The following is a 15,956-nucleotide window of genomic DNA, read 5'->3' as shown; positions in this document are numbered from 1 at the left end:
GGTAACTCAGTATTAAAATAATCATCAGAGTTTCCTGCAGACGGCGGGAAACAGGATCACAGTGTAAAGGAGAGAATAATATGAGCAGCAGAACAGGCAATTTATCTATTAACAGTGAAAACATATTTCCGATTATTAAAAAATGGCTGTATTCCGACCACGATATTTTTTACAGAGAGCTGGTATCTAATGGATGCGATGCTATTACCAAGTTAAAAAAGCTGGAGCTGATGGGCGAGTATTCCCGTCCTGAGGATCTGGAATATAAGATTCAGGTGACTGTAAATCCAGATGAAAAGACGATTTCCGTGACAGATAACGGACTGGGCATGACTGCAGAAGAGGTAGAGGAGTATATTAACCAGATTGCTTTTTCCGGCGCTCAGGATTTCCTGGAAAAATATAAGGATAAAGCCAATGAGGATCAGATCATCGGCCATTTCGGACTGGGATTTTATTCTGCATTTATGGTTGCAGATAAGGTAACCATTGATACCCGGTCTTACAAAGAAGGAAGCACCCCGGTTCACTGGGAGTCCGACGGAGGTCTGACCTTTGAGATGAAGGACGGCGAGAAGGAAGAGCAGGGAACGACGATTACTCTGTATTTGAATGAGGACAGCTATGAGTTTGCCAATGAGTATCGTGCAAGAGAGGTACTGGACAAATACTGCTCCTTTATGCCTGTTCCGATTTTCCTGGACAATGCAAAGGCAGAGCCCCAGTATGAGACGATTGAAAAGGATGAACTGACTGATAAGGATACGATTGTTGAAACTGTGGTAGAGCCGGCAAAGACGGAAGAAAAGGAAAATGAAAACGGAGAGAAGGAGACCGTTGAGGTAGAGCCTTCCAGAGAACGGTATAAAATTCTTAAACGGCCGGTTGCATTGAACGACGTAACACCTCTGTGGAACAAGCATCCCAATGAGTGTACGGAGGAGGAATACAGGGATTTCTATCGTAAGGTCTTTATGGACTATAAGGAGCCGCTGTTCTGGATTCACCTGAACATGGATTATCCCTTTAACTTAAAAGGAATTCTCTACTTCCCGAAGATCAACACAGAGTATGATTCGATTGAGGGAACCATTAAGCTGTACAACAACCAGGTATTTATTGCAGATAACATTAAGGAAGTAATTCCGGAATTCCTGATGCTGTTAAAGGGAACCATTGACTGTCCGGATCTGCCTTTGAACGTTTCCAGAAGCGCTCTGCAGAATGATGGATTTGTAAAGAAGATTTCCGATTACATTACCAAAAAGGTGGCTGACAAGCTGACCGGTATGTGCAAGACGGATCGGGAAAACTATGAGAAATACTGGGATGACATTGCTCCCTTTATCAAATTTGGCTGCTTAAAGGATGAGAAGTTTGCAGAGAAGATGAATGATTATATTCTCTTTAAGAATCTGGAAGGAAAGTACCTGACTCTGAAGGACTGCCTGGAGGAAAACAAGGAGAAGCATGAGAATACCATTTTCTATGTAACCGATGAGAAGGAACAGAGCCAGTACATCAATATGTTTAAGGCAGAGGGACTGGATGCAGTAATTCTTCCTCACAGTATTGACAGCCCCTTTATCGGACATCTGGAACGGAAGAATGAAGGACTGAAGTTCCTGCGTATTGATGCAGACTTAAACGATACCTTTAAAGAAGAGGTTAAGGAGGATGACGAGGAGTTTAAGAAAAATGCAGATACTCTGAAGGAGATCTTTAAGAAGGCTCTGAATAATGACAAGCTGGAAATTAAGGTTGAAAAATTAAAGGACGCCAGCATGTCTTCTGTTCTTACTGTGGCCGAGGAAAGCCGCCGTATGCAGGATATGATGAAGATGTACAATATGTATGGCATGGATCCCTCTATGTTTGGCGGCATGGGTGAAGTTCTGGTTCTGAATGCCAATAACCAGCTGGTTCAGTATGTACTGAATCATGGGGAAGGCGAGAATACAGCGAAGATTTGTGAACAGCTTTATGATCTGGCTCTGCTGGCTCACGGTACTCTGACTCCAGAGCGGATGACGAAGTTTATTGCTCGGAGCAATGAAATCATGATGATGATGGCCGAATAATATATTGAAATCCTGAAAATATATGCTATAATAAGTAGTAATGAAAACTATGTTTTGTAGAGAAAATATTTCAGGAGGCAATTTATGAGCTATAAAATTATTGGCGACAGCTGCCTGGATTTGACGGATGCATTAAAGAAGGATTCCAGATTTGCCACAGTTCCGCTGACACTCCAGGTAGATGATACCATGGTGATAGACGATGACACGTTTGATCAGAAGGCGTTTCTTGCGCTGGTAAAGGCCAGTGAAAACTGTCCCAAGTCTGCATGTCCATCTCCGGATGCCTTTAAGCAGGCTATGGAGTGTGAAGAGGATGACGTATATATTATTACGCTTTCCAGCCATTTAAGCGGAAGCTACAACAGCGCTGTGATTGGAAAAGAGCTGTATGAGGAGGAGCACGGAGCTGATCACAAAAATATTCTTGTGATTGATTCAGAATCTGCTTCTTCCGGAGAACTGAATCTGGCGATGGGAATCTGCGAGATGTATGAGGAAGGTCTTGATTTTCAGGCAATTTCCGAAAAAATTATGAAAAAGCGAGATGACGAGAATGTTTATTTTGTTCTTGACACCCTGGATTTTCTGAGAAAAAATGGAAGACTGACAGGCCTGCAGGCGTTTTTTGCTACAGCGCTCAATATCAAGCCTATTATGGGAGCGGAAAAGGGCGTTATTATCAAGCTGGAACAGGCAAGAGGCATCAATAAAGCCTTTGCCAGAATGTGCGAGATTGCTGTGAAGGAAGCGGGAGAAACTGAGAAAAAGCGGGTGATCATTGCTCACTGCAATTGCCCGGAGCGAGCAGCGCAGGTAAAACAGGAAATGGAAAAACGTGCCTCCTTCCGGGAGATTCTGATTACAGAAACCGCAGGTGTTGCCACGATGTATGCCGGAGACGGCGGAATTATTATGTCCGTTGAAGGATAATCTCAAAAAACAAAGACAGCTGTTAGGACGGGGTTTACAGAAAAGAAAACCATGTTCCTAAACAGCTGTTTTTTATGTCATAGGAAAGTGCGTCCTATGACATAAAAACGCTCCGCGAGGATCGCCATGGGTTGGAAGAGAAGTGGTCTGATGAGACGACCCGCCGCAGGCGGAGAAGCTCGCGGGCGAGCTTCTTTTTTCATTTTTATATGTGGCATCCCTGCGTGATGCCTCGTTCCTGAAAGCGCCGGGTAAGTGTATTCAGTACCAGGCGCTTATTTGCACTCCAAAGGGGAGCAATCAGCAGATTTTTTGGTCCGTCACCGGTGATTCTGTGAATGACGATTTCCGGTGGAAGAAGGGAAACACAGTCAATTACCAGATCCAGATATTCTTCCATAGACATCACCGGAAAGGGAGTCTGCTCATATAGAAGTGCCAGATCCGTGCCCTTTAAAATGTGGAGAAGCTGCAGTTTAATCCCTTGAATGTCGTTTGAGCCCAGCCAGGAAACGGTTTCCAGCATTTGTGTTCTGTCTTCGCCTGGAAGTCCAAGAATCACATGGACAATGACTTCCAGACCCCGGCGGCGAAGCCGGTTTTTGGCATCTGTAAAGCAGTCAAGCTCATAACCACGGCGAATCAGACGGGCGGTATCCGGGTGAATCGTCTGAAGACCCAGCTCAATCCAGACTGGTTTGATTTGGTTTAATTCTTCCAGCAAATCCAGAACCTCCTCCGGAAGACAATCAGGGCGGGTAGCAATGGAGAGAACCCGGATTTCCGGATGAAGAATAGCTGCAGTAAAAAGCTGGCGCAGATAGGAAACAGGGGCATAGGTATTGGTATAGGACTGGAAATAGGCAATATAGGCGCCGGGGGAGGAACCCATTTTCCGGCTGATGCGGGAAATGGCAAGATCAATTTGTCTGTGGACGGACTCTTCCGTCATGCCAGCTGCGCCCTGCAGAGGTACGGCGAAATCTCCGGAACCGCCTGCGCTGCAGAAGATACAGCCGCCAGTTCCGATGGTGCCGTCCCGATTGGGACAGGTCATGCCGCCTTCCAGAGCGATTTTATATACCTTGGTGCCAAAACGGCGTTTCATTTCATAATCAAGAGAGTGGTAGGGTTTTCCATTCCAGTCCATATATAGTTCTCCTTTTATCAGGTCTACTGGTGTCCGCAGCCTGCGCATCCAGCATACTGGCATCCGGTCGGGGTCACGGCGCAGCCTCCCATAGCAGTTTCCCTCAGTTCTCTGGGAAGAGCTCTTCCTACCGTGTACATGGACTCCAGCATTTCATCAAAGGGGATGAGCTGAGAAACTCCGGCAAGGGCCAGTTCTGCTGCAATGAAGGCGTTAGAAACACCGGATGCATTTCTCATCTGACAGGGATATTCCACAAGACCTCCTACGGGATCGCAGACTAATCCCAGCATGTTCATCAGAACTGTGCTGCCGGCAGAAAGACACTGAGAGGGTGTGCCTCCCATCAGCTCGGCAGCAGCTGAAGCCGCCATAGCAGAGGCAACGCCGACTTCAGCCTGACAGCCTCCGACAGCGCCGGCGATGGTAGCATTGCGCATTGCAAGATAGCCAATTGCTCCTGCATGGAACATGGCATCCAGAATCTGCTCCTCAGAGAAGCCATATTCTTCTTTTAAGGCCAGAAGAACTCCAGGAAGAATTCCGGCAGAGCCGGCAGTAGGAGCGGCTACAATAAGGCCCATAGAGGTATTCACCTCCAACACGGCCATAGCATGCATAATTCCACGGCTGACAACATTTCCGCAAATGTTTTTTCCAGCCTGAAGCTGAAGATTCAAAAGCTTTGATTCACCGCCAATCAGCCCGCCGATAGACTTTCGGGGAGAGGTAATGGGGACAGTCGCGGATTCCTCCATAATTTTCCAGGCCTTTCTCATGCGGGAACGGATTTCCTGCCCAGACAGTCCAGACTGGCAGACCTCCCTCTGATACATAATATCTGAAATACTGCAGTTGTTTTTTTCGCATAATGCCAAGAGTTCTCTGGCATTTTTAAAATCAACCGGTTCTAAGCAGTCTGATTCCTCCGGGGAAGAGCTGTCAGCGTCCGCTGTCAGAACAGGCTGGTCCTTGTGTACCAGCATTACATCCTGAACAGAAGGATTTTTTCGGATCAGTTCACTGACAGAATCAGGAAGCGCGTCATCAGATTCAACAATAGAATAAGCAGTCTGTCCTTTTTCTTCCCGGAACAGCTTCATAAATGCGATATTGATGTTTTCACTGGCAAGGCAGGAAGTGATGTGAGCCACAACGCCAGGGGTATCCTTGTGAATGGCAATTACCGTGCTGTATTCTCCGGTAAAATCCACATCTACCTGATTGATTCTGGAAATACGGATTTTGCCTCCGCCCAGAGATTCTCCGCGCACAGTCATGATCTGGCCGGCTGCGTTGGTCATAGAAATATCCACAGTATTGGGATGACTGACTTCGGTAGCTTCATTGGGAATAAACTGGTATTCCAGTCCACGCTCGCTGGCAATGCGAAAGGAATCCGGGATCCGGCGGTCATCGGTATTAAAACCCAGAATACCGCCTAAAAGTGCCCGGTCAGTGCCGTGTCCGCGGTAGGTTTTTGCAAAAGACCCGTAAAGGGTAAATACAACCTTTCTTAAAGGTCCGTTAATCATTTTCTGCGCCAGAAATGCGAGGGAATCTGCCCCGGCTGTGTGAGAGCTGGAGGGGCCAATCATATTTGGGCCAAGCACATCAAAAACACTGATAGATGCCATAGTTTTGTCTCCTTTAAAAAATTTTGTAACTGTTCAGGACGGCCATATTCTTGTCAGGCAAAGCCGAACAAGAAGCGTCGGAGATTCCTCCGATGTGAGAACTGACTGGAAAATCCGCTTACAAGCAAGCCTGACATGAATTTTCTGCCAGTTCCCACGCTGTTCTGACTAGTTACAGAAAAATTCTTGTTTGTCATCTTTGCACCTACAATATATCATGTTCGATAAATATAATCAAATTCAATCTTTTACTAGGATTACCCAGGACAGGAAAGGAAAAACAGAAGGGATGCGGCTTCCTGTTTTGAGCCTCTGGTTCAGGAACATGAAATTCCGCAGGAAATCAAAGAATATTGTATTGTACCGACCCGGGAAGGTGTGTTATACTTTGGACAGTTCTAAAAAATGACAACCGTTCAGCCTTGTGAAGATTCAGACAGGGAAATGCATTGCAGGCGGGCAAGAAGATGCAGGGGCGAACGGTTAGAAAAAATATAAGTTTGGAGGGTATAAAAATGAAAGCAGCAGAAACCTTGCAGTTGCTTGATTCTCCGCAGGCAGCAGCGTTGATGGAGAAGCTTTATGGAAGAGAGGCGGCAGAAAACACAGGGCGTTACCGGGATATGATCGGTAAATTCCAGAAAACCTTTGGAGATCGTGATATTCTGATGTTCAGTTCCCCGGGACGGACGGAGATCAGTGGAAATCACACGGATCACAATCACGGCAAGGTTCTTGCCGGAAGCATTAACCTGGACTGTGTAGGCGTTGCGGCAAAGAATGATTCCTCTAAGGTAAACATTATCAGCGAGACCTTTCAGCAGGAATTTACTATTGATCTGAACGATCTGGAGCCCAGCCCCAAAAAGGCAGGAACTGTGGATCTGGTTAAGGGACTTCTGAAGGGATTTCAGGAGAAAGGATTTCAGATAGGTGGATTTGATGCGTATATTACAAGCAATGTAATCAGCTCTGCAGGGGTCAGCTCCTCTGCTTCCTTTGAGATGCTGCTGTGCTCTATGCTGAATCGATTCTTCAATGATGGCAGGATGGATACGGTTGCCTATGCACATGTAGGAAAATATGCAGAGAATGTATACTGGGATAAGGCTTCCGGCCTTCTGGATCAGATGGCCTGTGCGGTAGGCGGACTGATTACGATTGATTTTGCCAATCCGTCAACTCCGGCGGTAGAGAAGATCGATTTTGATTTTGCATCCAGAGATCACAGCCTTATTATTGTACAGACAGGAAAGGGACATGCAGATTTGAGCGCAGATTATTCCGCAGTTCCGTCTGAGATGAAGAAGGTAGCAGAGTATTTTGGCAAAGAGGTGTGCGCAGAGATTACAGAGGAGCAGGTCATTGACAACCTGAAAGCAGTTCGGGAATTTGCCGGTGACCGGTCTGTGATGCGGGCTCTGCACTTCTTTGAGGAAAACCGCCGGGTAGACGCTGAGGTGGCAGCTTTGAAGGAGGGCCGGTTTGAGGACTTCCTGAGCAATATTACAGCTTCCGGCAATTCTTCCTGGAAGTGGCTGCAGAACTGCTATACAAACAGTGATTACCAGGAACAGGGAATTTCCGTTGCTCTGGCTTTGACTGAGCTGTTTATTGAGAAAAAGAAGAAGGGAGCCTGCAGAATTCACGGCGGCGGATTTGCCGGCGTTATTATGGCAATGCTTCCCAATGAGATTGTGGATGAGTATGTTGCATATATGGAAAAGGCGCTGGGAGAAGGCTGCGCTTACCGGATGAGCATTCGTCCTTATGGGGCAATCTGTGTGAATGATGCAGTCTGATGACGGCGAAGCCGCTTTTGATGAGAAGGATTTCTGACAGGGGATAAGGAGTTTCTGAAGAAAAGAAAATATTTTCTGAAGAGAACAAGGAAAAATCCAGAAGGAAACAGAGAATTTTCTGAAAAAACGAAGTTTTTCTGCAGGGAGCAAAAGGTAAGGAAACAAGGAATGTATGGGGCAGGCATGGAAAACGTGATTGTTCCGTACATTCTTTCTTTTTTTTCAGATTTGTGGTATGATGTCCCGGTTAATGAAAAAATGGAGTACAGGACAGAACAATGAGACAGAAAAAATTAATCATTCTCTTTTTTTATATGGCGCTTCTGGCTGCCTGTGCCGGTATTGTATGGCTTCTGGGACGGCTAAACAGCCCTGTGGAGCCGGGAAAGCCATCTGTACAGGAATCGGAGTATCCGGAACAGACGGAGACTTCCGTGGAGGAAACTCTGACCGGAGAAACAGAAGGGGAACAGCCCACTGAAACAGGTTCGGAAGAAGGGCTGGAGGTTTCAGGAAGACCGGCAGGGACAAATAAGCCCGGGGGACAGATGGAAATTCTGGACGAAACACCGCCGCCCTACGAACCGCCGAGACTGATGCTGGTGTCGGATCTTCACTATATGAGCGCCTCCACTCACGATGATGGGAAGGCCTTCTGGAACATGGTGAAGTCGGATGACGGGAAGGCTCATCAGTACAGCGAACAGCTTCTGGATGCTTTGGCAGCCAGAGCGCTTGAGGAAAAGCCGTCGGCTCTGGTGCTTTCTGGCGATATTACTCTGAATGGAGAAAAGGAAAATCATTTGGAGCTGGCAAAAAAACTGAAGGAGATCCAGGACGGAGGAGTTCCTGTGGTGGTGATTCCGGGAAATCACGATATCCAGAATCACAATGCAGCAGTATATTTTGGAGAGAAGAACGAGACAGCAGAGTATCTTACCTCAGGGGATGACTTTTATGAAATTTATCATTCTTTTGGATATGATCAGTCCCCGAACCGAGATCCGGCTTCTTTAAGTTATGTGTATCCGGTGGATCCCTGGCACTGGCTTTTGATGCTGGACACCTGTCAGTATGAGGACGGGAATCATGTAAACGGACGTTTGAAGCCGGAAACTCTAAAGTGGCTGGAGGTTCATCTTCAGGTGGCCCAGGAACACGGAATTCAGGTTCTTCCTATCGGACATCATAATCTGCTTTGGGAAAGCCGCCTGTATACGGATGACTGTACAATGGAAAATTATCAGGAGATAACGGCACTTTTTGAGAAATATCAGGTTCCTCTCTATGTCAGCGGTCATCTTCATGTCCAGAGAGTGAAAAAGCATCAGCCGGAGCCGGGAGAGCAGCAGGAATATGGAATTTCTGAGATTGTTCTTGGGGCCGTTTCCCTGTCGCCAAACCACTATGGTATGTTGTCCTGGGATGATTTGGGAGGAATGCATTTTGAAACAAATCAGCTGAATCTGGAGGGATGGCTTCCTGAAGTGGAAAACTACGAGGAATGGTCTGAGTCTTTTTTTAAAGAGATTATTCGTACTCAGACAGAGAAAAAGATTTCTCTGGTTCCAGATGATTTAAAGAAGCTTATGGCAGAGCTTTATACGGATGTGTATTATGATTACTGTGCCGGAAACAGGATAGAAAAAGAAACAGTGATCCGGCGGCGGGCCTATGCTCTCTGGATGAGGGCAGAGCCGGAGAATCCCTGTGTGGATCAGATCATGCAGATGATAAAGGACGGAGGGAGCGAGGCAAAGGTCTGGCATTGGGAGCCAGAATATCCTATTGTGAGGGAAAACTTTCAGGAAGAGGCGGAAGAGACAGCCGCAGAGGAGGAATGAGGAAAATGACAGAGAATAATAGAAATAGGACACAGCAGAAGGAAGCAGAGGAACCTGGAAACAGAAAACGTCCTCTTATCGGTCTGGTTCCCCTGTATGATGAATTTAAGGACAGTTACTGGATGCTTCCTGGATATATGATTGCCCTGGAAGAGGCCGGAGCAATTCCGGTGATGATGCCGCTTACTGCAGAGGAGGGAGCGGTCAGTCAGCTGGCAGAGCAGCTGGACGGATTTGTACTTACCGGAGGCCATGATGTAGATCCGGCTGTTTACGGAGAAGAAAAACGGGAGGTGTGCGGAACCCTTTGCCAGCAGAGAGATCAGATGGAGAAGCTTCTGCTTCAGGAGGCTTTAAAACTGGACAAGCCGGTATTTGGCATTTGCCGGGGACTGCAGTTCCTCAATGGATATTTGGGCGGAACTCTGTATCAGGATCTGGAAACAGAATATCCTGCATCCGGAACAGGAGAAGAAAATCAGGTGAATCACAGAATGAAGCCGCCTTATGATGGGGAAGCGCACAAGGTCAGGATTCTTCCGGAATCCTTCCTGGAAAGTATTCTTGATCAGCAGGAGATAGGAGTAAACAGCTGCCATCATCAGGGCATCCAGAAGCTGGCTCCAGTTCTTGAAGCTGCGGCTGTGGGGCCGGATGGTTTGATTGAAGCAGTAGAAATGCCGGGAAAACGGTTTGTGGCAGCTGTTCAGTGGCATCCGGAATTTTCCTTCCGGAAAAGCGGGGAAAGCAGAAAAATTTTGGCTAAATTTGTAGAAGCCTGCTGTGGAAATGCCGGGAAAACCCTGTGATTCTGTGCGAAAGCCATATTGACGGATGGATTCATCTGCGATTACAATAGATATGGTGAAAAAGAGAACAAAAAAGATAGAAAAGCAAGAGGGGGGATTGAAACATGAACTTATCTGAAAAACTTGTTTCTGCCTGTGGAAAGCCCATTGAGAACTGTACAAACAGGGAGCTTTACGAGGCGCTTTTAACTATGGTGCAGCAGGAGGCCTGTGCCCGCACAGCAGAGACAGGAAAGAAAAAAGTATATTATATTTCAGCAGAATTTCTGATTGGAAAACTGCTTTCGAATAACCTGATTAATCTGGGCTGGTATGATGAGATCCGGGAGATTCTGGCAGCAGCAGGAAAGGATATCGGTCAGATTGAGGAAGTGGAGCCGGAGCCTTCCCTTGGAAACGGCGGGTTGGGCCGTTTGGCAGCCTGCTTCCTGGATTCTATGGCAAGTCTTGGATTAAACGGCGATGGAATCGGTCTGAATTATCACCTGGGACTGTTTCGACAGGAATTTGAAGAGGAACTGCAGAAAGCGGTTCCCAATCCCTGGATAGAAGAGAAAACCTGGCTGTTAAAGAGAGAGACAACGTATCCTGTTTCTTTTGGCGGCTTTACGGTTCAGTCCCGTCTTTATGATATTGCAGTAACCGGCTACAAAAACCGCACCAATATGCTTCACCTGTTTGATCTGGATACTGTAGACGAAGGTCTGGTAAAGGATGGAATTGATTTTGATAAGGAAAATATTGCCAAAAACCTGACGCTGTTTTTATATCCTGACGACAGCGATGAGGAAGGCCGTAAGCTTCGAATTTATCAGCAGTATTTTATGGTCAGCAGCGGCGCTCAGTATATTCTGGACGAATGTGAAAGAAAGGGAAGCACCCTCCACGATCTTCCTGATTATGCAGTGATTCAGATCAATGATACCCATCCGTCTATGGTAATTCCAGAGCTGATTCGTCTCCTGACCGGGCGCGGCATTGCGTTTGATGAGGCAGTGGAGATTGTGAAAAAGACCTGCGCCTACACCAATCACACGATCCTGGCAGAAGCCCTGGAGAAGTGGCCTATTTCTTATTTGAAGGAAGTAGTTCCTCAGCTGGTTCCGATTATTGAAATTTTAGATGATCGGATCCGCAGAAAATACCAGGACGAGGCTGTGGCGATTATTGATAAAAACGATGTCGTGCATATGGCTCATATGGATATCCACTATGGATTTTCTGTTAATGGAGTGGCATACCTGCATACAGAGATTTTAAAGAACAGTGAGCTGAATGCTTTTTATCAGCTGTATCCGGAGAAATTCAACAATAAGACTAACGGAATTACCTTCCGCCGGTGGCTGCTTCACTGCAACCATCCGCTGGCAGATCTGATTACAGACCGTATTGGCAATCAGTACAAAAAGGATGCGGCTCTTCTGGAGCTTATGACAGCCTGCTCTGACGAGGAAACTTTAAAGCAGCTTCTGGAAATCAAGCATCAGAATAAGCTTGCTTTAAAAGCATATTTAAAAGAAACCCAGAATGTGGACATTGATGAAAATTCCATCTATGATATTCAGATTAAGCGTCTTCACGAGTACAAGCGCCAGCAGATGAATGCGCTGTATGTGATTCACAAATATCTGGAGATTAAGCGGGGCAAAAAGCCGGCAAGACCGATTACCGTGATTTTCGGTGCCAAGGCGGCTCCGGCCTATGTGATTGCGAAGGATATTATTCATCTGATTCTCTGTCTTCAGAAGCTGGTGAACGAGGATCCGAAGGTCAGCCCGTGGCTGAAGGTGGTTATGATTGAAAACTACAATGTAACCAAGGCAGAAAAGCTGATTCCGGCCTGCGATATTTCTGAGCAGATTTCTCTGGCATCCAAGGAAGCCAGCGGAACCGGCAATATGAAGTTTATGTTAAATGGCGCAGTTACCCTGGGCACCATGGATGGAGCCAATGTGGAGATTGCAGAGCTGGTTGGAAAAGACAATATTTATATTTTCGGTGAGTCCAGTGAGACAGTAATTGACCATTATGCCAAGGCTGATTATGTTTCCAGAGAGTATTATGAGAAGGATGCGGACATCAAAGAGGCCGTGGACTTTATCATAGGCAAGGAAATGATGAAGATTGGACATAAGGAAAATCTGGAACGGCTTTACAAGGAACTGCTGAATAAGGACTGGTTTATGACACTTCTGGATTACAGAAGCTACGCTGAGGCAAGAGAAAAGGCTTATGCCGATTACGAGGATCGGATGAGCTGGGCCAAAAAGATGCTGGTAAATATCAGCAAGGCCGGATTCTTCTCTTCTGACCGGACGATCGCCGAGTACAATCGGGATATCTGGAAGCTGGGCAAGTAAGAGGCATAGCTGTAAAAAGAAAAGATCAAATAACAATATATGATTGCCATTCGTGATTCGAAAATGACAAGTCAAAAGGGGGGCCGCAAATGCGGCCCCTCAGACTTTTTATAGGGAAACCGTGGAGGTACATTCCGCCGGTTCTGCCGTTACCAGATCATAGCGGTAGGCTGAGAGAATAAAGCCTACTAAAACCATATTAAATACCATAAGCCCATGGTGAAGATAAGGCTGAGAAGGGCGACAGCGGCTGCGCTCCAACGGTATCCGGGCAAAAAGAAAATGGAAAAAATACCCCAGGCGGCAGCAAGCAGCAGTCCGGTTCGGATGGTACGTTTCCTGCTTTTTCTGAATCGGTAAAACAAAAAGGAAAACAGTACGGGAAGAAAAAGCACAGGGAAAAAGGTGCCTGCCAGGTGGCTGATTTTCCAGGCCCAGGAAAAATGACCGAAACGGGAAAGGCAGTTCAGGACAAGGAAAAACAGGTACAGAATTCCTATTCCAAAGGAGAGGGGTTTCCAATGGCGGATAAAAAAGGATACCCCTTCCATACAGTCAGAAGCAGAAGGGCTGTGCCTGGAAGATAGTACAGATATCCACCGGAATTTTGCTCCGGTGTCCAATTCATAAATCCGGCTAGGACAAATCCTGCAAGGAGAAGCAGAAGTGACAGGACTGTGAGTACAGGAGTTCTGCGAATTTGGTGAACAGCATTCAGCTCAGTTCCAGTGATGATCGGATCCCCCATTTGACGGACAGCCTGCTGGAAGGCTTTCTCTGATTCAATGCCTTCGTTTTTTAATTCGTCTGCCAGATCTTCAATATGCTCCTCCAGCTCCCGGCGAATGGAAGGATGGAGCGGTTTCCAGGCAATCTGGTCGGTAACTTCATCCAGAAACCGGGAAACAGAATTTTCAGCAGGTTTCTTTTCCAAATCACACACCCCCTATCACTACATGCTCCAGAACCTGATTGACAGCAGCTTCATAAGTTTTCCACTCCTGAGTCTTTTCTTTCAGAAGCTTTTTTCCATGCGGGGTAATGGCATAATATTTGCGGATCTTGCCGGTGTCTGCAGTCTGCTGAAAGCTGGTGACAGCGCCCTGTTGTTCCAGGGTGTGAAGAATGGGATAGAGCGTTCCTTCTTTTAGCTGAAAGACATTTCGGCTGCGCTGTTCCATCAGCCGGATCATCTGATAGCCATACAGAGGTTCCTCTTCCAGCAGCTTTAATACCAGCATGGAGGTACCGATAGCCATATATCGTTTATCCATAAGCATAGCTCCTTTTTTATATATAGATAATCTAGGCATATAAAAATTATACTTAGATTATCTATGTATGTAAAGAAAAAGCTACAGTAAAATAATTGTACCTTTTCCAACCAGATTGATGTTTGATATTTCAGGCAGAACGCGGTATAGTCGTGTCTGGCAGACAGGGCGTCTGCTGGACGACCGTTTAAGCGGCGTTTACACAGGGATTGTGAATATGAAAAGAATATAAGCAGCAAAGGGGCTGCAAAGGGGAAGGTATGGCTATCAAGCAAATTGAAAATCCGATTGCGCGGAAGCTGGCGGAGTATGGACTGATTACAATTAGTATCTGGATTATGGTAGTGGGAATTTATTTTTTCAAATTTCCCAACAATTTTGCATTTGGAGGTGTGACCGGTTTTTCCACGGTAATCAGCAAGATTACCCAATGGTCAGCCAGTGATTTTACATTTATTGTAAATACCGGGCTTCTGGTAATCGGTTTTCTGTTTTTGGGACGGGATGTAGGGCTTAAGACCGTGTATGCAAGTATGCTGATGTCAGTCAGCCTGTCTGCGCTGGCGCGGATTTATCCCATGCATTCTCCTTTGACTTATGAGCCTATGCTGGAACTGGTATTTGCCATTTTTTTGCCGGCAGTAGGGTCTGCGATTCTGTTTAATATCGGAGCATCCAGCGGCGGAACTGACATTATTGCCATGATACTGAAAAGTCATTCCAGTTTGAATATTGGAAGCGCTCTGTTTCTGGTGGATGTGGCATCGGTGCTGATGGCATTTTTTGTAATCGGTCCCACAACGGGACTGTATTCTACGGTAGGATTGATGGCGAAATCTCTGGCTATTGACGGTGTAATCGAGAACATCAACCAGTGCAAATGCTTTAATATTATTTGTGATGATCCAGATCCTATCTGTCATTTTATTATCCATGAGCTTCACAGAAGCGCTACGGTTTATAAGGCAGAGGGCGCCTTTACTCACCACAGCAAGACCGTGATTATGACAACCATGAAGCGGGGGCAGGCAGTACGCCTTCGAAATTTTATCCGAAAGACAGAGCCGACGGCATTTATTCTGATTTCTAATTCCAGTGAGATTATTGGAAAGGGATTTTTAAGCAATTAGATTGGCTGCAGTCTGCCGGACCAACTGGGAAATGTCCGCATATAGTAGAAGTATCAGTGATGCATCTGCTTTATGAGGAGGAATCCTATGGAATATCAGAATATAACAGGGCCGACAAAAGCCCAGCAGGAATTTATTGAACGCGAACAAATGCATAAGAAAAAGGTAGCGGTCTGGCGCATGATGCTGCTGGTACTTCTGCTTGCCATGTGGGAACTCTGTACGAGGCTGGGAATGATGGATGCTTTCATTTTCAGTTCACCGTCCAGAGTTCTCTTGTGTTTCTGGAGAATGGTACGGGATAAAAGTATCTTTGGACATATTGGAATTACTCTGATGGAAACTCTGGTAAGCTTTCTGATTGTGACAGCAGCAGGGACGGCGGCAGCGGTGGCTCTCTGGTTCAGCCGCAGTGCATCGGAGATTCTGGAGCCATATCTGGTTATGCTGAACAGCCTTCCCAAGTCAGCCCTGGCTCCCATGCTGATTGTCTGGCTTGGCAATCATGTGTATACCATTGTGGCAGCAGCTGTTTCCGTTGCATTATTTGGCTCTATTTTGACCCTTCACACAGGATTTCAAAGCGTAGATCCAGAAAAGATCAAGCTGATTTATTCCCTTGGGGGAAGCCGCCGAGACGTGCTTTCAAAGGTACTGCTGCCGGGTTCGGTTCCCATGTTGATCAGCAACATGAAGGTCAACATCGGGCTTTGTCTGGTGGGCGTTATTATCGGAGAGTTTCTGGCGGCGCAAAAAGGGCTGGGATATTTGATTATTTATGGGAGTCAGGTCTTTCAGCTGGATCTGGTCATGACGTCCATCGTTTTGCTGTGCCTGTTTTCTACTGTCTTGTATAAGGGAATTGGATGGCTGGAAAAGCGGGCAAGATGAGAAGTTGATAGTGCGGGTATGTGAGGAGGAAAAGGTTGCAGTTGT

General features: G+C 46.4%; 12 protein-coding genes and 1 pseudogene. 8 read left to right on the top strand and 5 right to left on the bottom strand.

Annotated elements, in window-relative coordinates:
* The first annotated feature begins 80 nt into the window (after window positions 1–80).
* Together htpG and ACESON_RS13355 are read left to right on the top strand one after the other, a co-directional pair.
* Entirely contained in the window at window positions 81–2,081 is a 2,001-nt protein-coding gene (htpG, locus tag ACESON_RS13360) for a molecular chaperone HtpG (RefSeq protein ID WP_373110397.1), read from the top strand.
* Between the two features lie 84 nt (window positions 2,082–2,165).
* Window positions 2,166–3,014 carry a DegV family protein gene (locus ACESON_RS13355; RefSeq protein WP_373110395.1) on the top strand — a complete coding sequence of 283 codons (849 nt, stop codon included), beginning with the start codon at window positions 2,166–2,168 and terminating at the stop codon, window positions 3,012–3,014.
* Window positions 3,015–3,219: 205 nt separating this feature from the next.
* On the opposite strand, the gene ACESON_RS13350 is transcribed toward ACESON_RS13355, so the two are convergent.
* From ACESON_RS13350 to sdaAB, 3 genes and pseudogenes are all read right to left on the bottom strand, one after another.
* Window positions 3,220–4,164, bottom strand: coding sequence for a TIGR01212 family radical SAM protein (locus ACESON_RS13350; RefSeq protein WP_373110394.1), 945 nt, complete (start codon window positions 4,162–4,164; stop codon window positions 3,220–3,222).
* A gap of 23 nt (window positions 4,165–4,187) precedes the next feature.
* Entirely contained in the window at window positions 4,188–5,123 is a 936-nt protein-coding gene (sdaAA, locus tag ACESON_RS13345; RefSeq protein WP_373110436.1) for an L-serine ammonia-lyase, iron-sulfur-dependent, subunit alpha, read from the bottom strand.
* An 18-nt stretch (window positions 5,124–5,141) separates the two neighbouring features.
* A pseudogene (gene sdaAB, locus ACESON_RS13340) lies at window positions 5,142–5,801 on the bottom strand (L-serine ammonia-lyase, iron-sulfur-dependent subunit beta); the annotation flags it as partial.
* 515 nt (window positions 5,802–6,316) lie between these two features.
* Between sdaAB and ACESON_RS13335 the strand changes: the two are divergent.
* From ACESON_RS13335 to ACESON_RS13320, 4 genes are all read left to right on the top strand, one after another.
* Complete coding sequence (locus ACESON_RS13335) at window positions 6,317–7,603, top strand: galactokinase (RefSeq protein WP_373110393.1); 1,287 nt, start codon at window positions 6,317–6,319, stop codon at window positions 7,601–7,603.
* 278 nt (window positions 7,604–7,881) lie between these two features.
* The gene (locus tag ACESON_RS13330) at window positions 7,882–9,447 is read left to right on the top strand and encodes a metallophosphoesterase (RefSeq protein ID WP_373110391.1); all 1,566 of its coding nucleotides are present in this window, start codon (window positions 7,882–7,884) and stop codon (window positions 9,445–9,447) included.
* A gap of 5 nt (window positions 9,448–9,452) precedes the next feature.
* The gene (locus ACESON_RS13325) at window positions 9,453–10,256 is read left to right on the top strand and encodes a gamma-glutamyl-gamma-aminobutyrate hydrolase family protein (protein WP_177959071.1); all 804 of its coding nucleotides are present in this window, start codon (window positions 9,453–9,455) and stop codon (window positions 10,254–10,256) included.
* A 104-nt stretch (window positions 10,257–10,360) separates the two neighbouring features.
* Entirely contained in the window at window positions 10,361–12,616 is a 2,256-nt protein-coding gene (locus tag ACESON_RS13320; RefSeq protein WP_177959072.1) for a glycogen/starch/alpha-glucan family phosphorylase, read from the top strand.
* Window positions 12,617–13,112: 496 nt separating this feature from the next.
* Here ACESON_RS13320 and ACESON_RS13315 read toward each other — a convergent pair whose 3' ends face one another.
* A complete protein-coding gene (locus ACESON_RS13315; RefSeq protein WP_177959073.1) occupies window positions 13,113–13,550 on the bottom strand; it encodes a permease prefix domain 1-containing protein in 438 nt (145 codons plus the stop codon).
* A gap of 1 nt (window position 13,551) precedes the next feature.
* A complete protein-coding gene (locus tag ACESON_RS13310) occupies window positions 13,552–13,890 on the bottom strand; it encodes a helix-turn-helix transcriptional regulator (RefSeq protein ID WP_177959074.1) in 339 nt (112 codons plus the stop codon).
* Between the two features lie 260 nt (window positions 13,891–14,150).
* Between ACESON_RS13310 and ACESON_RS13305 the strand changes: the two genes are divergently transcribed.
* A complete protein-coding gene (locus tag ACESON_RS13305; RefSeq protein ID WP_373110389.1) occupies window positions 14,151–15,020 on the top strand; it encodes a YitT family protein in 870 nt (289 codons plus the stop codon).
* Between the two features lie 87 nt (window positions 15,021–15,107).
* The gene (locus ACESON_RS13300; protein WP_373110388.1) at window positions 15,108–15,911 is read left to right on the top strand and encodes an ABC transporter permease; all 804 of its coding nucleotides are present in this window, start codon (window positions 15,108–15,110) and stop codon (window positions 15,909–15,911) included.
* Window positions 15,912–15,956 lie beyond the last annotated feature (45 nt).

This window comes from Lachnoclostridium sp. Marseille-P6806, from assembly GCF_964238185.1.
Classification (GTDB): Bacteria; Bacillota; Clostridia; order Lachnospirales; family Lachnospiraceae; genus Brotaphodocola.
Note: the sequence above shows the minus strand (reverse complement) of the source record. Positions and strands in the feature narration are given on the sequence as shown.